This window comes from Psychromonas sp. KJ10-2 (assembly GCF_047323255.1).
GTDB lineage: Bacteria > Pseudomonadota > Gammaproteobacteria > Enterobacterales > Psychromonadaceae > Psychromonas.
In genome coordinates this window covers 2,786,001-2,805,032 of sequence record NZ_CP178827.1, presented here as the reverse complement: position 1 = coordinate 2,805,032, position 19,032 = coordinate 2,786,001, and the positions used below count along the sequence as shown (strand labels likewise).

General features: G+C 34.7%; 25 protein-coding genes and 3 pseudogenes. 13 read left to right on the top strand and 15 right to left on the bottom strand.

What is annotated here, in order from left to right; translation table 11 throughout:
• Positions 1–129: 129 nt before the first annotated feature.
• From ACLKL2_RS13660 to ACLKL2_RS13640, 5 genes and pseudogenes are all read right to left on the bottom strand, one after another.
• Positions 130–540: a cupin domain-containing protein gene (locus ACLKL2_RS13660; protein ID WP_413692122.1), complete on the bottom strand. Its 411-nt coding sequence runs from the start codon at positions 538–540 to the stop codon at positions 130–132.
• 277 nt (positions 541–817) lie between these two features.
• A pseudogene (locus ACLKL2_RS13655) lies at positions 818–1,947 on the bottom strand (ABC transporter permease).
• Positions 1,937–2,863, bottom strand: coding sequence for an ABC transporter ATP-binding protein (locus ACLKL2_RS13650; protein WP_413694325.1), 927 nt, complete (start codon positions 2,861–2,863; stop codon positions 1,937–1,939). The pseudogene ACLKL2_RS13655 and the gene ACLKL2_RS13650 overlap by 11 nt, the downstream one beginning before the upstream one ends.
• A gap of 20 nt (positions 2,864–2,883) precedes the next feature.
• Positions 2,884–3,834, bottom strand: coding sequence for an HlyD family secretion protein (locus ACLKL2_RS13645; protein ID WP_413692121.1), 951 nt, complete (start codon positions 3,832–3,834; stop codon positions 2,884–2,886).
• Positions 3,831–4,514 (bottom strand): TetR/AcrR family transcriptional regulator, encoded by a 684-nt coding sequence (locus tag ACLKL2_RS13640; RefSeq protein ID WP_413692120.1) that lies wholly within the window; start codon positions 4,512–4,514, stop codon positions 3,831–3,833. Before ACLKL2_RS13640 ends, ACLKL2_RS13645 begins: the two co-directional genes overlap by 4 nt.
• A gap of 260 nt (positions 4,515–4,774) precedes the next feature.
• On the opposite strand from ACLKL2_RS13640, the gene ACLKL2_RS13635 reads away from it, so the two are divergent.
• The 6 genes from ACLKL2_RS13635 to ACLKL2_RS13610 all read left to right on the top strand — a co-directional run bounded on the left by ACLKL2_RS13635 (position 4,775) and on the right by ACLKL2_RS13610 (position 8,948).
• Positions 4,775–5,215, top strand: a complete 441-nt coding sequence (locus ACLKL2_RS13635) for a hypothetical protein (RefSeq protein ID WP_413692119.1) — start codon at positions 4,775–4,777, stop codon at positions 5,213–5,215.
• A 22-nt stretch (positions 5,216–5,237) separates the two neighbouring features.
• The gene (locus tag ACLKL2_RS13630) at positions 5,238–6,662 is read left to right on the top strand and encodes a methyl-accepting chemotaxis protein (protein WP_413692118.1); all 1,425 of its coding nucleotides are present in this window, start codon (positions 5,238–5,240) and stop codon (positions 6,660–6,662) included.
• 228 nt (positions 6,663–6,890) lie between these two features.
• Entirely contained in the window at positions 6,891–7,130 is a 240-nt protein-coding gene (locus ACLKL2_RS13625) for a hypothetical protein (protein ID WP_413692116.1), read from the top strand.
• Between the two features lie 88 nt (positions 7,131–7,218).
• Positions 7,219–7,686 carry a pyrroline-5-carboxylate reductase family protein gene (locus ACLKL2_RS13620; RefSeq protein ID WP_413692115.1) on the top strand — a complete coding sequence of 156 codons (468 nt, stop codon included), beginning with the start codon at positions 7,219–7,221 and terminating at the stop codon, positions 7,684–7,686.
• A 76-nt stretch (positions 7,687–7,762) separates the two neighbouring features.
• On the top strand, positions 7,763–8,347 hold the full coding sequence (locus tag ACLKL2_RS13615; RefSeq protein ID WP_413692114.1) for a LysE family translocator: 585 nt from the start codon (positions 7,763–7,765) through the stop codon (positions 8,345–8,347).
• 64 nt (positions 8,348–8,411) lie between these two features.
• Positions 8,412–8,948 (top strand): DUF2867 domain-containing protein, encoded by a 537-nt coding sequence (locus ACLKL2_RS13610; protein WP_413694324.1) that lies wholly within the window; start codon positions 8,412–8,414, stop codon positions 8,946–8,948.
• Between the two features lie 62 nt (positions 8,949–9,010).
• Here ACLKL2_RS13610 and ACLKL2_RS13605 read toward each other — a convergent pair.
• The 6 genes and pseudogenes from ACLKL2_RS13605 to ACLKL2_RS13580 all read right to left on the bottom strand — a co-directional run.
• Positions 9,011–9,250: pseudogene (locus ACLKL2_RS13605) on the bottom strand (transposase); the annotation flags it as partial.
• 177 nt (positions 9,251–9,427) lie between these two features.
• Entirely contained in the window at positions 9,428–9,844 is a 417-nt protein-coding gene (locus ACLKL2_RS13600; protein ID WP_409440173.1) for a GFA family protein, read from the bottom strand.
• 136 nt (positions 9,845–9,980) lie between these two features.
• Positions 9,981–10,339, bottom strand: a pseudogene (locus ACLKL2_RS13595) (DUF6176 family protein).
• Positions 10,340–10,425: 86 nt separating this feature from the next.
• Positions 10,426–11,025 (bottom strand): glutathione S-transferase, encoded by a 600-nt coding sequence (locus ACLKL2_RS13590; RefSeq protein WP_413692111.1) that lies wholly within the window; start codon positions 11,023–11,025, stop codon positions 10,426–10,428.
• Between the two features lie 106 nt (positions 11,026–11,131).
• Positions 11,132–11,761: a LysE family translocator gene (locus ACLKL2_RS13585; protein WP_409440175.1), complete on the bottom strand. Its 630-nt coding sequence runs from the start codon at positions 11,759–11,761 to the stop codon at positions 11,132–11,134.
• 677 nt (positions 11,762–12,438) lie between these two features.
• Positions 12,439–12,825, bottom strand: coding sequence for a hypothetical protein (locus ACLKL2_RS13580; RefSeq protein ID WP_409440176.1), 387 nt, complete (start codon positions 12,823–12,825; stop codon positions 12,439–12,441).
• A gap of 605 nt (positions 12,826–13,430) precedes the next feature.
• On the opposite strand from ACLKL2_RS13580, the gene ACLKL2_RS13575 reads away from it, so the two are divergent.
• The 4 genes from ACLKL2_RS13575 to ACLKL2_RS13560 all read left to right on the top strand — a co-directional run bounded on the left by ACLKL2_RS13575 (position 13,431) and on the right by ACLKL2_RS13560 (position 14,650).
• Positions 13,431–13,610, top strand: a complete 180-nt coding sequence (locus ACLKL2_RS13575; protein WP_413692110.1) for a hypothetical protein — start codon at positions 13,431–13,433, stop codon at positions 13,608–13,610.
• A gap of 215 nt (positions 13,611–13,825) precedes the next feature.
• On the top strand, positions 13,826–14,023 hold the full coding sequence (locus ACLKL2_RS13570; RefSeq protein WP_409440177.1) for a phage integrase N-terminal SAM-like domain-containing protein: 198 nt from the start codon (positions 13,826–13,828) through the stop codon (positions 14,021–14,023).
• Positions 14,024–14,046: 23 nt separating this feature from the next.
• A complete protein-coding gene (locus tag ACLKL2_RS13565; protein ID WP_409440178.1) occupies positions 14,047–14,460 on the top strand; it encodes a tyrosine-type recombinase/integrase in 414 nt (137 codons plus the stop codon).
• Positions 14,426–14,650, top strand: a complete 225-nt coding sequence (locus tag ACLKL2_RS13560) for a tyrosine-type recombinase/integrase (protein WP_409440179.1) — start codon at positions 14,426–14,428, stop codon at positions 14,648–14,650. Before ACLKL2_RS13565 ends, ACLKL2_RS13560 begins: the two co-directional genes overlap by 35 nt.
• A 464-nt stretch (positions 14,651–15,114) precedes the next feature.
• On the opposite strand, the gene ACLKL2_RS13555 is transcribed toward ACLKL2_RS13560, so the two are convergent.
• From ACLKL2_RS13555 to ACLKL2_RS13545, 3 genes are read right to left on the bottom strand one after another with little or no spacing between them, the layout of a single operon-like run.
• On the bottom strand, positions 15,115–15,471 hold the full coding sequence (locus ACLKL2_RS13555) for a hypothetical protein (RefSeq protein WP_409440180.1): 357 nt from the start codon (positions 15,469–15,471) through the stop codon (positions 15,115–15,117).
• Complete coding sequence (locus tag ACLKL2_RS13550; protein WP_409440181.1) at positions 15,464–16,648, bottom strand: Arm DNA-binding domain-containing protein; 1,185 nt, start codon at positions 16,646–16,648, stop codon at positions 15,464–15,466. Before ACLKL2_RS13550 ends, ACLKL2_RS13555 begins: the two co-directional genes overlap by 8 nt.
• 2 nt (positions 16,649–16,650) lie before the next feature.
• A complete protein-coding gene (locus ACLKL2_RS13545) occupies positions 16,651–16,863 on the bottom strand; it encodes a hypothetical protein (protein ID WP_409440182.1) in 213 nt (70 codons plus the stop codon).
• Between the two features lie 136 nt (positions 16,864–16,999).
• On the opposite strand from ACLKL2_RS13545, the gene ACLKL2_RS13540 reads away from it, so the two are divergent.
• The 3 genes from ACLKL2_RS13540 to ACLKL2_RS13530 all read left to right on the top strand — a co-directional run bounded on the left by ACLKL2_RS13540 (position 17,000) and on the right by ACLKL2_RS13530 (position 18,845).
• Positions 17,000–17,218, top strand: a complete 219-nt coding sequence (locus ACLKL2_RS13540) for a helix-turn-helix domain-containing protein (protein ID WP_409440183.1) — start codon at positions 17,000–17,002, stop codon at positions 17,216–17,218.
• A 355-nt stretch (positions 17,219–17,573) separates the two neighbouring features.
• Positions 17,574–18,122: a hypothetical protein gene (locus ACLKL2_RS13535; protein WP_413692109.1), complete on the top strand. Its 549-nt coding sequence runs from the start codon at positions 17,574–17,576 to the stop codon at positions 18,120–18,122.
• A 90-nt stretch (positions 18,123–18,212) separates the two neighbouring features.
• The gene (locus tag ACLKL2_RS13530) at positions 18,213–18,845 is read left to right on the top strand and encodes a Fic/DOC family protein (RefSeq protein ID WP_413692108.1); all 633 of its coding nucleotides are present in this window, start codon (positions 18,213–18,215) and stop codon (positions 18,843–18,845) included.
• Here the strand turns inward: ACLKL2_RS13530 and ACLKL2_RS13525 are convergent.
• Positions 18,823–18,978, bottom strand: a complete 156-nt coding sequence (locus ACLKL2_RS13525; protein WP_413692107.1) for a hypothetical protein — start codon at positions 18,976–18,978, stop codon at positions 18,823–18,825. The genes ACLKL2_RS13530 and ACLKL2_RS13525 overlap by 23 nt on opposite strands.
• Between the last annotated feature and the right edge of the window lie 54 nt (positions 18,979–19,032).

Here is a 19,032-nt window from a genome sequence, read left to right as displayed (position 1 = left end):
AAATACAGGGCAACCGTATTATCACTCCTAAATAAATAAAATTTTATTTATCTATTAATTTACTTTTTATATTAGGGGCAATGGCTGTCAAATTATCATTTGAAAATGAATAGTTAATATCTTTATTTATTATTCTGATATTACCATGTCCATTTTAATGGTAGGTGCTTTATCAGTTTCCACAATATAAAATACAGTGAAAACAGCGGGTTGATTACTTTCGTTATTAAATTTCATAATATTGACGTTCTGAGGTTCAAAAAAAGTATCCCCTTCTTTTAGGATCACTTGCGATTTTCCTTGCTCTTGAAAGACAATCATTCCTTTATTTATCACGCCAAAAGTCGGTACTGGATGAGCATGAATAGGAGCAGAAATACCTGCCGCTATCTCAACTGTCTGAGATTTAACAAATGTAAATTTTTCTCCAATGTTGATTGGTTGAAAAAATTTATCTTTTCGTGTGATTGAATTAGCACTGACTGAGTGCATAGTCATCATTAACAACATTAAACCTATTATTTTATTCGTTACACTCATTGTTTACTCCTTAATTTTTAATTTTTTAGATACAATAATTATCAATTGATTCAGTTAGTATAAATTCACTTATTAATTTTTAAAATCAAGATTATCAGGATTGATAATTCAGATTTTCTGAATGGTTAGGTTGTTGAGATTAATTCAGAGCTGAATTTGTTTTTTAAATGAAGGCTCGTTTTAAAAATATTAACGATTAAATATCTATTTCACCCTGTCATAATTAAGCAGCTTCGATAGAAAAAAGAACTGCCATCAATGAACTGTCTAATGGTCTTTACCCTAATTTTTTATTAAAACGTAAAGAAGCAATAATGAGTCCGCCTAGAATAAACAAACCTAACCAGATTGCATCTTTGCTTAACAAAAAGATGTTGGCATCTCTTAATACAATGGCTCTAATCATGCGCATAAAATGAGTTGCTGGTAATGCTTCAGCAATCCATTGTGCAGCATATGGCATGGCCTGATAAGGAAACATAAACCCTGAGAGTAATATCGAGGGAAGTAAAATAAAGATGGTCATTTGCATCGCTTGAAGTTGTGTTTGGGCAATGGTTGAGATCACTAGCCCTAAAGTTAAACTGGCTGCAATAAAAAGAATAGAACCAGCGAGTAAAGACCCCATACCACCATGAATATTGACCGAGAAAATCCAATACCCTACACCAAGAATAATCGCCACTTGTGCTAAACCAACCAACACATAAGGCAAGATTTTTCCAACCATTAGCTCAATAGAACGCACTGGTGTTGTAATTAAAAACTCCATATTGCCCTGTTCTCGTTCACGTACCAATGCAGATGAAGTAAACAAAATCATGGTCATCGTTAAAATTACGGCGACTAAACCAGGAACAATATTAACGACTGTTCTTTGCTCTGGATTGAAATACTGTACGACTGCAAAGCTAGGCGTTTTTTGCGAAAAAGAACGCCCCGCTATTTCATCCAAAGGCATATTTCGTAGCGCCCTAATAGTAGATGCGATGACAGTATCAGAGCCATCAACTACCCACTGTCCAACAGGTTTAGTCATTACCGAGTAAGTTTGCTGACTATTATAAAGAGGATGATCAAACAAGCGTCTAGTCATGTCACTAGGTAAATACAAGAACGCTTTTATCTTACCTTTGATGATAGCTAATTCTGCATCTTTAATAGAGTAATACTGCGTTACAAAATTAACGGATTGTGTAGCTGAGATAGCTTGTTCAATGGCTCTACTTTGAGATGTTTGGCTGAAATCCACCAACCCAACAGGGATATGCCTTGCGTCAGTATTAATGGCATAACCAAATAACATGAGCTGCACTAAAGGGATCATGATAATCATCCCAAAGCTCATACGATCCTGGAAAGCTGCTTTACCTCTTTAATAAAAATAGCGTAAATTCTATTCCACATGTCGACCCCCGGTATTAGCAACGAACACATCTTCAAGGCTTGGACGCACGATTAAGGCTTCTCGATTATCACTTATTTTTGCGATGAAATTTAAAGGCTCTAGTACACTGTGTTTTACTAACACTCTGAGTTGATTTCCCACTTGTGCCGCTGATAACACATTTGAGTTTGCTGTAAGTGTCTGCTTTAATTGTCTTAAATGATCGCCACTTATTTCAACTACATGGGCTGGAATAGCATCCATTAATGCTTGAGGAGAGCCATCTGCACGCTTATTGCCTTGTTCTAAAATAGCCAGTGCATGGCAACGCTCAGCTTCATCCATGTAGTGTGTGGATACTAAAATAGTGGTTCCAGCATCACTTAAATCAAACAATCGTTCCCAAAATTCACGTCTATTTTCTGGGTCAACGGCTGAAGTGGGCTCGTCAAGAAATAACAATTCAGGAGAGTGCAATATTGCACACGCCAACGCTAAGCGTTGCTTTTGCCCACCACTCATAGAACCAGCGAATTGTTTCGCTTGCTGTTCTAAGTCATAGAGCGCGAGTAGTTCTGTCACTCTATTTTGTTTACGCTTTCCTGAAAAGCCATAAATAGCGGCAACAAAGTTAATGTTTTCTTGTACCGTTAAGTTGTCATATAAAGAAAACTTTTGGGTCATGTAACCAATACGATTTTTAAGTGACTCTTCGTGGCCTAGTAGTGGCTCACCTAAAATAGTGACATTACCCTCTGTAGCCGTTAATAAACCAGTGAGTAAGCGAATGCTGGTTGATTTACCACACCCATTAGGGCCTAAAAAACCATAAATACAACCTTTGGGGATATTTAAATCAAGTTTATTAACCACCACTTTACTGCCAAAATGCTTGCTTAACCCCTTTGCCTGAATAGCATATTCAACTCCGTTTATTGCTTGCTCACTATTTATATTCATGGCAAATGTACCTCGACGGCTAAACCAGTTGGCAAATCACTCTCATTCACTAAGTCAATATCAGTCAAATACATTAATCGCGATCTATCTCGTTCATTGAGCGCATAAAAGGGACTATAAGCTGGTTGAGAACGAATATTACGAACCTTACCTTCAACTGGTTTTTTAATACCATCGACATAGACTTTAATGGCACCGCCTGCCTTTATTTTAGTTAAAGCCGATGCTGGCAAATACACTCTAGCAAAGGGTTTTGCATTGGCTAATACATTAACTAACTCGGCTCCTGCGTTGGCAAAATCACCTTCATTCCAAGGTAGGCTATCAACAATGCCGTCAACTGGAGAGGTAATAGTTAATTCATCGACTGCTTTTTGTTGCCACAATAAAGCTGCTTTTGCTGCACGGACCCGAGCTTCTGCTTGATCTAAATCTTCTTGGCGAGCACCATTTTTCAATTCTAACCATTGCTCATAAGCTTGTTGTTTCTTAGCTTTACTAGTGTTTCTTTGTGTCTTTGCGACATCCATCTCAGCAATACCTACAGCCTTGTCTTTGAACAATTTACTAATACGTTTATACTGTCTCTCAGCTTCTTGACTGTCAGCTTCTGTCTCCTCCAACACAGCTTTAGCGGCATTCAATTGTTCAATACGGGTTCCCTTATTCAGTGCATCTAATACCGAAATAACTTGAGCCAGCTCCGCACGTCTCTCACTAAGCATCGCATTGGCTCGGCTAGCATCAAGTTGTATCAATACATCACCTATATGAGCAATCTCACCCTCATGAACATTGATATAAACAATTTTTTCTGACGCAGGAGCTGAAAGCTTAATGCGATCGCGCTCAACCGTTCCCATTGCATAATTGACATCCTGAGTTCCACATCCAGTTAAAAAAAATGACGTAATTAATAAAAGTAAAGATATATCTTTTTTGATCACGATTTTTCTCCCTCAACATCGCTAACTTTAGAGCCTGAGAATTTAAACAGACCTTGCTCTAAAAATACCTGATTATGTCCAGCCAAATGCATTAACCAGTCTTCATTTAATTCAATACCTAATTCTTTTTGTATTGATACAGGCGCCAATAACGGAAACACCATTAAGCTAATAAAGCTTAAAGGAATTAACTTAAGATCAAGGTTTGGATTCAAATCCCCTTGTTCATCAAATGTATTTATCCAACTTTCAGTCTGCTTCAACAAATCATCAAACACTTTGCTTAAAATAGTGAACGTCTTAGGGTTATCTTTTTGATTAAGCACATGCAGCATCAGTTTTGGCAACAAGGGCGCTGTCGCCATAATTTTATAATAAGTCTGCATAAGCATTAATGGATTATGTTGAGAAGAATGCGTCAGATCTTGTCCAAGTTGATCGAAGATGGGGGCAAGTGTTTCTTGTATTACCGCCTCAAACAACCCCTCTTTTGAACCAAAATAATAACGGATCATTGCCGCATCAACATTGGCTTTTTTAGCTATTTTTCGAGTTGAAACACTGTCATAACCGCGCTCTGAAAAACAGACTTTAGCAGCTTCAACTAAATTATGTCTTGCTGATACATGGTAGGAATCAAGTTGTTTAGGTCGACCTGCTTTTACGTTTTTTACATTCATAAAACTCCCTGTAAATTAATTCATCTTATGTTGAATATAAACCACATCTACATTGCTTGATATCAGCATAATTCATCATTTGGCAGTAAAAAGGGAATTTTAGAGTCCATTTATGTTAGCAATTTAGAATAGACTTATACCATTAAAGGTTTCAAAAATAAGTGCCTACAAAAAGATTATTAATACCCCGAACAGTTTTTTTAATTTAAAAAACATACATATTAGTTTGATAATCAACATAAGAATAAATGTTAAGGAATATGATGACTGCAAGAGCAAAAATATTATTATTAATAGGCGTGTTGTTAGCCTTTTCTATTTTAACCGTATCAATCGTTGGCTATTTAAATTTTAAATCCGCATCCAATTACCACAATGGGGCTTATACTAAAGAGCAAGCTTTTTTAATATCCAAAGCTCTCGATGAAAAAATGAATCGTTATTTTGATACGTTAGAGGTAACTACAGATACTATTGAAATAGATAAGAGCGGATTATTAGATATCGATAAAACTTTACTTATGCTGGATTCATTAACTAATAAATTAGGTGTTTTAGATGCTTTTATTACAACTAAAAATGCAAAAACCTATGCTTATGGTTATAAAGGTCTTAACCCAAATTTTAACGCTCGTGAGAAAAAAGGGAGTGGTTTTTACGGCCTATGTCAGGAGAAAAAGAGTTATCACTACACCCTATAAAAGTACTCTTGGCCCTGATGTAATGTCATTAGCAGTTCCTATTAGAAGAAATGGTGAAATAGTAGGTGTTTTATGCTTGAACATTAACATTACTCAAATAACAAATTTCATTAATAAACTAAACCCCAAAAACCAACTTTTTGTTAGCCGTGAAGATGGCTATATCATGGCTGCTAAAGATAAAGCGATGATAGGTAAAAATTTATATGATATACGTCCATCTTATAAAAAATATCAAAACGATATCACCAGTTATCACAATTACCAACTTGACGGGAAATCTTATTCTGTGACATCACAACAATCTGCAGAGTTTGGTTGGGTAACCTGGTCATGGAACACATGGGATAGTATAAACCAAGCATCTAATGCAAATTTAAAAACAAGTTTATTAATGGCCTTCATCTTTATTCTTGTTTCACTTTGTCTTGTCTACCTGATTGTAATGAAAATAATTTACCGCCCAATTGGTGGTGAGCCCATTGAAATAGAAGGTATTGTACAAAGAATTGCACAGGGGGATTTACAAAAAATTCCAGTTTCAACTGGTAATGAAACAGGTATTTACAAAGCATTACTCATAATGATTGATAGTTTAAAAGAAATTATCGAAGGCATTAACACCTCAACAACACAGTTAACAGCTTCTTCTGAAACTATCTCTGAATCTGCTAAAAGCGTGAATAGCAGCTCTGAATCACAAATGATGCAGTTAGAGCAAACTTCAACAGCAATGAATCAAATGACCGTGACCGTTGATGAAGTCGCGCGTAATGCATTACAAGCTTCTTCTGCTGCAGACCAAGCAAACACTCATTCAAACCAAGGGATTGGCGTGGTGAATGATATGAATACCAATATTGAAACCTTAGTAGAGGGGATTAACAATGTGCAACATGTAATGAATAACTTGGAAGGTGAAATTGACAATATAGGAAAAATTATTGAAGTGATTCGCGCAATTTCAGAGCAAACGAACCTTTTGGCTTTAAATGCAGCTATTGAAGCAGCCCGTGCAGGGGAGTTTGGACGAGGCTTCTCTGTCGTTGCTGATGAGGTCAGAAGCTTAGCGAATAGGACACAAGAAAGCACTTCTGAAATACAGAATATGATTAATAGTTTGCAAAACGAATCTAAAAACTCTGTAGAGCTGATGCACATTAATGTTAATAACGCTAATACAACAGCTAAAAAATCACAAGAAGCAAATAATGCACTAGAAGAAATACGTAACTCAGTTTCTATTATTCAAGACATGAACAATCAAATTGCAACAGCAGCAGAAGAGCAAACACTTGTTGCAGGTGAGATTAATGAAAGCATTGTTGATATTAATGACATTGCGAAAGTCACGCTGAGTACGTCAGATAAAAATACAGAAGCAGCGCAAGGGCTATTAGATATTGCAGCTGCACTGAATAAACGAGTAGAGATATTTAAACTTTAAATAAGAGAATTCAGTCGTATTTGAAAATTTAATGCAACTGATTTTTTTGCATTATTAATCATAACTATATCTCAGTCATAACTAAAAAATAAGATGGTCTCACAATATAAGTTAATCGGCTGAACGGATTATGGTTGTTATTAAGGTGTTGTAAGTAATGACACATCATATTCATGACTTTACTTCATATAAATGAAAATACATCTAAGATAAAAACGGAAAATGCAAATGAATAATAAAAATTGTGTCTATTTAGGCGTGGGTAATATGGGGTTTTCAGTATTCAAAGCTACAGCACCATATTTTTTAAAATCATGGAATGTGACAGTCGTTGATAAAGATAGAGAAAAACTTGAACACGCTAGGGATTTGGGCGCTCATAATATCCAAGAATATCTACCTACCGATATTGATATTCTTTTTAGGGGTCAGACCTCAAGATCTACCAAATATTTATTTAGAAGATAGCTCCCCGTCTTTAATCATTTCGATGATGGCAGGCGTGTCTTGTGAAGAAATTATTAGGCATTCGCCCCACTCAGCAATTGTTAGATGTATGCCAAATACACCATGTGAAAACGGAGATGGTATAACTCCAATATACTTCAATGGTATATCTGACTTTAATTACTCCTCATTTATTGAATCAGCCCAGTACTTAGGTGAATTATTTTTTGTAAATGAAGAGAGTCTAATTGACTCAGCAACTGGTATTAGCGGAGGAGGCCCTGCATATATAATGGTTATTGCAGAAGCTATGATTAAAGCTTCTCAAGAATTAGGTTTTAGTTATTTTGAATCTAAAAGACTAGTTGCCAAAACTTTAGAAGGTAGCGGTAAGATGTTACAGAAATCTGATAAATTACCTGCTACTTTAGCTCAGGATGTTATGACTCCAAATGGAACAACAGAACAAGGCGTTAATGAATTAAAAGCACAGCATGTAGACCGAGCCATTTATGAAGCGCTTTTGAAAGCTTCTCATAAAGCAGAAAAAATGGCAGTTCCAGAAAATAGAACTTAATTTGATAAATAATGAATTATCAAGCTTACTTTAAGTTACTTTACCGGAAAAATTAATTTTAAGGAATAACATCAATATGATGGAAATAAGTTTAATTGGAATCTTTGCAACTGTTGCTTTTGCTCATTTTTTAGCCCTTATTAGCCCTGGCCCTGACTTTGTTATTCTAGTAAAAAGTGCCTTAAAATATGATAGAAAAAAAGCTGTTGGTGTCGCACTAGGAATTTCAATTGCAAACGCATTATATATTGCATTATGCTTAATTGGAGTTGGCTCGTTATTAGCTAACTCAGTATTTATTATGATCGGATTAAAAGTTTCTGGAGGGCTCTTCCTATTATATTTAGCAATCCAAGCTCTACGTACAAAAAAAAGTGATTATGAAGATTTATCAGAGCAAGTAAGTGATGGATTGGATAATGAAACTACATTCTTTAAGGAATTTATTGTTGGTTTTATGTCTGGAATTTTAAACCCTAAAAATGTCCTATTTTATTTGAGCTTATTTACAGTTGTATTAACCAAAGATGTAAGCCTTACATTTAAGATTCTACTGGGTATTTGGATGACATCATTAGTATTTTTTGGGACTCTGCAATTGTGTTTGTTTTATCAGGTAAAAAAGCAAGGCGCAAATTTTCAAAAATTGCTTACTATATAGATAAAGCAACTGGTGCTATTTTAGGTTTAGTAGGCCTTACAATTGTGAAAACAGCGCTAACTAGATAAAGCCTGTATATGAATATCCCACTCCGGTATCAGTACCTGCAAATAGCAATGTAGCAAATACAACAAGTGATGCTTATTTTTATGATGCTTGGAAAATTAATTCGATATTACCAGAACTGGACCCATTAGATCAGTTTCTTAGAGTTTTAAGCACAACTCCAAGATGGGTTGATTTTTTGATGGTATTAAGAAACCACATAGCTAGGCTATTTGGGCTTAAGAATTTGGGGAAGCTCTCTGATATAGATCTTTGTAAACCGAGCTCTGAATATAAAATTGGAGAGCGCGTCGGTATTTTTACCTTAATAGATAAAAATGAACATGAAGCATTACTGGGAGATAACGATAAACACCTTAAAGTAATAGTATCTATTCATAAAAATTTAGAGCCATTAAATGGTAAAGTACAAGTGACAGTATCTACTATAGTACATATTAAAAGTTGGGTAGGACGTCTATATATGCTTCCTGTTAAGCCTGCTCACCATATAATTGCACGTAGTATGACTAAAATAATTGGCAATGCTATATAGCAACAAGAGACCATAGGGAAACCAATGGTAAGATTTAACTATATAGTTACAAATTTTTTAAAGCGGCTACTAACTACCTCACCTGAATAACCAAACAGAACTATCTTTAACATCACTGATGGTGGATAAGCTGCGACACCACCTTTGTCGTTGTCATACCATTTATCGAATAAGCTTAAATCAATGTGTTTATCGACGATGTGTGAAAGTGCGTATTCAAAAGTGCCAGGGATAATTTGCTGTACGAAATCAACCTGTATGAATATACTTTTGCAAGATAAGTCAGGTTTGTAGTTACCCATAGTGTTTATCTATAAACGAATAATAACTATTAGGTCACACTCGCCCAACTCAATAAAGGTTGTTTTTTTACAGCCAGACTTAATCGGAAAAAGATAAAAACACGCTCTTGGGGGAAACTCTACAGCCTCAACGCAAAGCTCACCGGCAAACATTGCAGCGTATTGTTAGCTGCTGCTTCATGGCTGTCTATCAAAAACTTTGACTCCATCAGGAATCTGATACCAATCTTGTTTCTCGCTTACCCAAACATGAATAGTAGGGTTAATAATACTGGTGTCTGATAAATTACTAGGCTTAAGTTTTAGCTTACTAGGCTCATTGGGATCAAAGTGGTAGATTCTATTCCCACATCTAGGGCAAAACATCGCACCACTGGTATTACCACTATCCGCAACCCGACTCCAACTCTTCATTTCTCCTTGAAACTTGACGCTATCCACATTAATCATAGCAGTTATACTAAAAGCACTAGTGGATAATTTTTGACACTCTTTACAGTGACATGCAGCAACGAACAAAGGCGGCTCCAATAACTCATACTGAACTCCGCCACATTGGCATGAACCTTTAATTGGATATTCTGTATTACTCAAATTTTTCTCCTTATTATGGTGGTCAGCTAAACCCTCGTTAAGAGGCAATAAAATAGTTGGCTAAAATAAGCAACGGAGGAGTAAAAGCCAACTGTTTTTTGTCCTTGTAAACGACTTGTTAGGCATACTCTATTCCTTAATCTATCAGAGATAAATCGAGGCTCACATTAGCAGGTATAACTTTTGACCAAGTTTCTTTTTTAAAGTTTTGATGATAGTCATCTACTATTGTTCCAGAACTTTTAACAGCTTTTACTGCATATGCCATCGACTGCGCTCTCATGTAGCAAATTAAATAATCCTTACCATTTAATTCAAGTTGAAAAATGTTTCTAAGACAACATGTTCGTTTTTGAGAGTAGATAGCGCCTCTTTTTTATTTTGGTTAATAAAATTAATCCAATCTTCAACTTGGTCTTTACTATTACTTTTTAATTTCAATGAGTACACTTTGAGCTTCCATTTCACTGGATTTCCTAAGTATGCCCAACTCATCATCATTAAAAGGCATAAAATAGTTGGTTAAAATAAGCGAGTCACGAGTAAAAACCAACTATTTTTTGTCCTGCTTTAATGACTTGTTATGCATTTCTCCAGCTTTGGGCGAGCTCTATAGCTTGCTTTAAGTTTATCCAATTTAAGAGACTTTCTTGGTACTCTCCAGCTTTACCTTGAAGCTGGATACCATATGCTTTTAGCCTAAAGGCAAGAATAGAATAAAACGCATCGACTATACCCGCAGAGTTGAACATAAATGGTAAATGTGCTGTTTCGAAAATCTGTTCAATGCGAATTAACTCATTTTCAATGTCGGTATTAAACTCTAATAATGGTGTAACTTGCTCTAGTGAAAATGGGCATTGTGATCTTAGCCCCATAAAACCGGAGTGTAACTCAGCACACAAACTCCGAGCCAAAGCTCTTTCAGAGCTTTGGCTCGGATAAAGAGCACCTTCAGAACATTCATTAAAAAATTCAGAAATTGACAGCGAATCATGAATCACAAAAGTACCTTCATTTAAGGACGGGACTAAACCAGTTGCTGAGTACTTTAAAATCTCTGATTTATAATCTGGCTTGGTTAAGTCAATTACGTTAATTGCGACATCTAATTGTGCTAATTGACTACATATCCAAACTCTTAATGACCATGTTGAAACATTACCAATAGTTAATTCCATTTATTAAACTCCGAGTGATAAATTGACTAAACTCATAACGCTTTGCACAGTCGAAAAATGCGAACGCCAGCGAGTAGTTTTTCCAATGCAGCAACTTGTTGTGTGATTATTTATTGTTTGCCCCTGCTAATGCAATGCCTGCAACAATAAACATACCACCAGTGATTCGATTGAATATAGTCACAAACGTACTATTAGAAAACTTTTTGTTTATTCTTTTCCCTGTTAGTGAGTAGATAATTTTAATGATGTAATCAATTATCAACCAAGTAAACATAAGAATAAAAAACTGACCAATAATTGGTTGTTGAGAGTTAATAAAAACAGGAAATAAAGCTGCAAAAAAGACTAGGTCTTTCGGGTTACTGATACCTGTAAAGAAACCTTGTTTGAAAATGGAAATGTTTGATTCATGGTTTAAATTATTTGTGTTTTTATTGTTTGTTGTTACTTTTGAATTACGCCAAGTTTTAACTCCAATATAAATTAAATAAACCGCACCAAGATATTTAACCAAAGAGAATAAGGTTTCAGATGTTGAAATTAAAACACCTAAGCCAAGAGCTGATAAAACCATTAAAACTAATGAACCGAGCAAATTAGCTATGATTGTATAGTTGCTTTTTTTAAAGCCGTATTGATAGCCATGCATTGTAATTAACAATGATGAAGGTCCAGGAAAAGCTATAAGAGCAGAAATCATTGCAACATAAGAAAGCCAAATTGTAAATTCCATATTATCTACCTTATTCGAATGATTATATTAAACATAACGCCCCGTTAAGAGGCAAAAAATTGTTGGCTAAAATATTGAGGAACGAAAACAGCCACTGTTTTATGCCCTTCTTTAATGCATTGTTAGTTGTTGATAGTTAAATATTTTAGTTATCAACAACACTAAAAATTAATTGATGGAATTGAGTATTTAAAAACACCACCGTAACTTAGCCACTAAAACGAACTTTGAATCATTTACTAATCTACTGATTATCTCTACCAACAAAAGTTAGGCAAAAACTATGTTAACAAAAACACCAAAGCCAATGAATAAATTGAAAGTAGACACAAGAAAGGAAGGAGATAAACACTAATCCTTTAATGTGAAATACCGCACGAGCAGTCTTGTTCAATTATATTGAGGTGTTTTACAATTGAAAGCGATTGTATAACCACCTTGGCCATGTGTTTCCAGACTAGTATGAATAAAGATACTTAATTGAAAATTAAAATGTCTATAAAGTCGGCGGAAGACCGTTAGATGGCACCTTGTTATTTGTCTATACACGAAGTTGAATAGCTTTTAGTGCTAAATCAACGCCTATAATACTATTTCTCATAACATTGAATTCTCTCAAGTTGTAGTAGCTCAAACTTGGGCCGACGGGTACGAGGAGACCAACTATCTTGTTAAGATTAATATACTACGACAGCATGTTCACGGTATAACTTCCATGAACCACTGGATTTATCAAGCATGAGATTAAAAATAATTTTCTTTGGGCCATACCCCAAGTCCATCTGCCTTGTAACAATGACATAACCAGACTGATCACGTCCGTCAATATAGTTGTATTCCGCTGTTTTATCGATTGGTGGTGCACCAGAATCTCTTAAATTACGAAAGAATTCCATGTTTTTCTGATAATCGAAATTTAAAGTAATACCATCTGGCTGAAGCATAACAATCATCAATTCTGGATCATACAATGTTTCAAATTCGTCAAGCCGATAGTTACAAGCTGCGTCTATCAAGCCCTCAATTGCTTCTTTAAGCTCTTTCTGAATTTTATTTAGTGACATGTATATATACCTTTTCAAACCATACAATATCCATCATTGACAATGGTAACGGATTAAGAATTTATAAATTAGCACAAACAACAATAATATTATTTTTGTAGGAACTAAACGGAACACCAAAATATTTTTTAAACACTACATTTTTAATAGACAGAGAATCATAATATTTTTATACATACTTCTTTTTAAAACCTTTATTGCAATAACTATATTCTAAATTGCTAACATAAATACACTTTAAAATTCCTCGTTTATTGTTAACTGATGAATTATGGAGATGTCAAAAAGTAATATCGATGTGGTTTATATTCATAATTAGATGAATTAATTTACAGAGAATATTTCTACTTGCTTCTAAAAAATTATCTAAGGCGATTGAAAAGTACAATGAATACAAAACTAAAAATAAAATAATTCAAAGTATGCTAGGTATTAAAAATGTCGTTGTTTTTAATTTATTAAGTGACATGCTCGAGTTCGGGTATTTAACCAATAAATAAGCTGCATCATTAATTGGTGTTTCACTATTTAATATATAAAGTGTGCATTATAAAGGTCAACGGAATAATCGAGAAGGCCGCCATAAAAGACAAATAGTGATTTAGATGGCAATGGTGTCAACAATGCATCTTTCTCCCGCTTTTAAAGGGGCATTTCAGCGTTTATTAGCGGCGGGAAAACCAAAGAAAACAACTATTATCGATTGTATTCGTAAAATGATAATCAAACTAAATTCAATGGTTAGAGATGGTGTCATGTGGGATCCTGAAATGAATATAAATTAGGGTTTGACACCATAGTCACTTGTTAGGCATTTTTGGCACACAAAGGTGATTGCTCACCAAATCTGTTAGCTATTTTAACAAAAGTAACACCGTAATCTTTATTAACATCATTGAGGCTCAACCTTACTTGTTCGATATAGTCTACAAACAGAAAAAAGTTATTTATATTGGGTAAAATTTTTTATCATTTTTAATGATAAAGGCATCCTAAAGAAATGGGCGCAGCGGAAATAAATCATTTCTTAACTTATTTAGCCGTTAATAGAAGTGTTAGCGCAGCGACTCAAAATCAAGCTTTATGCGCGTTAGTATTTATGTACAAGCACATGTTAGAACAACAATTTGACGGTTTAATTTTTCATACGCTAAGCGTCCTAAAAACATTCCAACTGTTCTTTCTCCAAATGAAGTAACAGCTATTATTAGCCACTTAAAAATGCCTTATAGGCTAATTGCTTCTATCCTTTATGGCTCAGGTTTACGTTTAAATGAAGTGTTAAGGTTACGTGTAAAAGATATCGATTTTTCAAACCAAACGATATTTATTTTTAGAGGGAAAGGACAACAAGATAGATTAACAATATTACCTAAAGAGCTTAATGAAATTATTACTCACCAAATAAACCAGGTTGAAGCTATACACAAACAAGATTTACTTGATGGATTTGGTTTAACTTCAGTACCAGCGTCATTACATAGAAAATATAAAGCAGCAATGAAAGATTTTCTTATTCCCTTCCTCTACTCGTTGCGAACATCCTATCGATGGATATATTTGTCGCCATCATATTCATCCATCAACATTAACTCGCCATTTGCGACAAGCGGTCATAAAAGCAAAGATCAATAAAAAAGTATCAGCACATACATTTCGACATAGTTTTGCAACGGCCTTATTACTTAATGGGACTGATATAAGAACAGTGCAAACGTTGCTGGGGCATTCGGATTTAAGAACAACTGAAATATACACACACGTGATTGGAGAAAGGCACGCTGGAACAGTCAGTCCATTTGATAATATTTTTCATAAATTATAAACATAGAAAAATACTTTACAATTTGTAATGGTCTTATTGCATATGTGCTTTCTTGAGAGATAGGTAAGCGTGAATTGGATAATTCAACAAATAAATAGAGCAAAATTTCTATCTCGCTATATGCTCCTTTGTGCGATAAAAGCTAAAGTGTTAGCGATACATAAAGTGATTCAAAAGTAGAAGGCTTAATTGTGTTAGCTTTGATTGTAATCAAAGGATCAAATCAATGTTGAATATTCAGCTATTTGGTTACTTGAAGCCCCAAGAGGAAGTGAGCACCTCAATGTTAAAAGATGTATTTACCGCAACAACTTAAAGCTCGATTCAAACAGTATTAAAAAAACATAGTCAGTACTTTGAATTAATGTCTATCAACCGAAACATAACATGTGATTACGGGTACGGGTGGGCAGAAAAGCCAGCCGTCACTTTTTGTAACCGCTGACTTTTTATTTTACTTAAAATTAACTTAAAAAATAATCTTGCTTTAAACTATTCAACTTCATTAATAAACGATTCTGTAATTCACTAACAGGACAAGAGAAATAAGATTGATTTAGCTCTACTAATTGCTCAAGCAACCACTGTTCCACCATTTGAATATTGGTTAAATACTCGTAGCCACATAACAAAGCCACTTCTCTTTTATTTTGTGTTATGTATAAATTACGACAAATAATTTGAGCAACTTCATAGGTCGATCTTAATAACGATTTAGTTAGTGTTACACGCTTTACTTGCAAGCTTAATAAGTAAGCTTCACCTTGTGATATTTGGCTATCGAGCTGCTGTACTATTGGATGATCTTGAATACTAAGCATTACCCTCTCCTTGTGTATCAATATAACGTTCAAAAGCACTACCGTCTTGCCTGGTTAAGTTGGGTACATAACGTGAATAAACACGGAAAAGCATAGTTGTAGTGGTATGTCCCATCTGCTGTGCAATCCACTCAGGGGACTCACCAGCTGCAAGTAGCAAAGTGGCATAGGTATGTCTTGTTTGATATGGGTTCCTGTATTTAAGCTTTAATCGTTGTAACATTGGCTCCCAAATACTACGACTAATAGATTGATAGTTGTGTGGTTCTCCATCTGGTTTGCAAAATACAAAGGATTTACAGTGTTTGGTTATCTTCAACTGTTTATATAATGCTTCAACGACCCTATCCGTTAATTTGACAACTCGATTTGAACCATCAGTTTTTACATCGCTTATTATTCCTTTAACCAAACTTTGCGTGATGTAAATTTGCTTATTAATTAAATCCACGTTACTCCATTTCAGGCCATCTATTTCACCTGTTCTTAATCCGGTGAAAAACCGCGTAATGTAATAAGGCTTAAAGCTATCAGGTGCGGTATCAATTAAGGCTTCAACTTCATCAAGTGAAAATGGATCTACTTCAGTACGCGGTACCTTTAACGCTTTTATATTTTTCCAAGGTGACGTAAACTCATAGCGGTCAGCGGCTTCATTGAGCAGCATTCTTAAAGGTGTCATAATATGATTGATACGCGATGGAGATAATACTTTTCCTTTTCGACCCTGAACTTTGGCGAGAGCAGATCGAAAAGTTAAGATATCTTGTTTTTTGATGACGCTGATTTTCATCTTTCCAAAAGCAGGTAGAATATGTGACTCTAATATTCCCTGAATCGACTCTTTATGACTTTTACGCCATTCAATTGCCTTTTCTTCAAACCAAATATCGGAAAATTCTTTTACTGTTGGTGCATCAGCACTGTTAAAATGATGGGATGCTGTTTGCTTGCGTTGTTTATGCTCTTCAAATTTTGTAGCTCGTTTTGAATCTGGAAAATACTTACAAAAATCAAAAGTGCCAAGTACGATTTCAGCTTCGATTATTTTTAATAATTTCTGCATACGTTTACGATTTACAGAAGTATCTAACAACTTTGTTTGCTCTCTACATCTGATACCTTGATTTCGAAATTCTACAACTAGTTTTCCACTTCGTGCGCTAATATTCCCCATAATTACATCCCCGCTGTTAATGAGTTAATTGAAATACCATGTAACATTTCTTCTTCAATTCGTTCCCACATATATAAAATCTTTCTTCCACCGAATGGGCGAATGTAGTGCACTCCTTCAAAAAGAACTGAATCCTTTAATTGTTCTCGAATAGTGCGTTGATCATATTTAATACGTTGTGATAACTCAGATGTTGTCATATAGGTAATATCCATCGTACAATCTCCTAATATTCAAAATTACATCTTAAAGAGCACAATGCTCTCTAGGAGATTAAAATATAGCATTAAAATTTGTCTTTGCAAGACTTTTTAACTCGCTATAGAACATTTTTAAACATTGGAGGTCATTTTGAAGTGTCATTTATCCACAATAATGGGAAGTAAAAGACTAAAAATTGCAGATGTAGCAAGAGATACTGGTATTAATCGAGGAACAATTACTCGCTTATATAATGAAACAGCAACAAGAGTCGAATTAGAAGTTGTAGATAAACTTTGTGAGTATTTAAATGTATCTGTTGGTGAGATTTTTGAATCAGAGAGTGAAGCTCAAAAAGAAGAGGTTTAAAACTTGCTGTCACAAATTGGCCACAAAGCGGCCACAAATTTCATTTTTAAAACAGCAGAAACAAAAAAACCAAGCACAAGTGCTTGGTTTTAAAGTAGAAGTAGTTGGAGCGGGCAGCGGGAATCGAACCCGCATCATCAGCTTGGAAGGCTTACCACAAAGTTTTTGTTTTTAACTTTAAAACTCCAATTAATACAATAACTTCATATAAAACATACAATTAAAAGCAATCTAAAGAAAAATAATTAACACCATTTAACATCACAAAACACCTATTATTACGGTATTTAATTTGTTTTTGGTCACAACAAATCGTATAGTATTTATACTGAAATGGCAATTGAAGTGGTGTTATATGGTCAAAATTCTGAGTGCTAGCAAGAAGAAAAATCTAACTTTTGAGATTCATGAAAATGCAAAAATTGCATTTGAATTTTGTATTTCAATAGAAAAATTATTCAACATTGAAAAGCTTCCGAGCTCATCTACAGAGTTTTTTTCCAAGTCGATGACCCTACATGCAGTCGAAAAAAACACCTCGATTCAAATAATTTCAGGCTTCGAACATACCGCTTTTGATCTAACAAAAACTGATTTTTCTTCTATTCACATTCTCATACATTCACCTGAATTATCTAAAAATGATATTTCAAAAATGGCTTGGTCTGGTGCCATTGAAAAAATTCACTCGTCAATTGATATGAAATCACTTGGACACCTAATGAATCAAATCAATGAAAAAATGCCAGAAAATTTCATAAAAACACTTTATGGCTCAGGCCATTTATCAGAACCCAAACTAGCTGAACTAGCATCAATATGTCGTGGCACTATCGCTAATCAGAGGAGTGCAATTAGAGAAAAAATGGAGCAAGCAAAGTTATTAGTAAAGATGATATTTTAAACGAAATGAGAGCAGAACTGCTTTTAAGCAAAGCCTAATATTTAAAACGAATAAACAATCTGATCGATAAATCGCTTTAAGGAATCACTGATGGCTAAAAAATATGAAGTAAATTCAACAGAAGGTGAGTTCCAAGCTGGCTCTGATTCTAAGGTGCTTAAAAATTTACTTGGTATCATTACTGAAGCTGAAATAAACGAGGTTGAAAGTCTTCTGCTTGTTCAGTTATACCAGCATCTATTTGATGAGACACAGCCACAGTTAAACTCATTAACGGTTACCGATATTAATGAATGGCACCGAAAGTGGTTAGGTAATATCTATGAATGGGCAGGCACTGCAAGATCTGTAAATATGAGAAAAGGAAGCTTTGATTTTGCATCAGCTAGACAAATCCCTAACCTTTTAGAACACTTTGAAAAATCATTACTCAGTAAGTTTGATGACTTATCGAATACAAGTGAAGAATCCCTTATCCATTTCTTAGCAAAGGTACATGTTGAGTTTATTTTGATCCATCCATTTAGAGAAGGTAATGGTCGAATTGCACGATTATTACTGGATGTGATTGCAGATAAGGCTGGCTTTGCACTTTTAAACTATGACCTTTGGGATGAAAATAAAACGTTTTATTTTAAAGCTATTCAAGCAGGTGTTACTGGAGATTACCAACATATGGAAAGATTAATAAATGATGTACTTACGCTAAAGTCAGCCAGTTGAATTTACTTTCTTTATTTTTCAATTTCTTCTCGAGCTCGCGAATAGATTCACCAGTTTCGATTGCAGTAGAGCTAGCAACAGTACGGTAGATTTGATTTTTTAAATCCATATGTTCTTTTTTACGCTTAATCATTTGTTTTATCCAAGTTAAGTTTTCAACAACATTGGTACTTCTAACTTAAAAGAT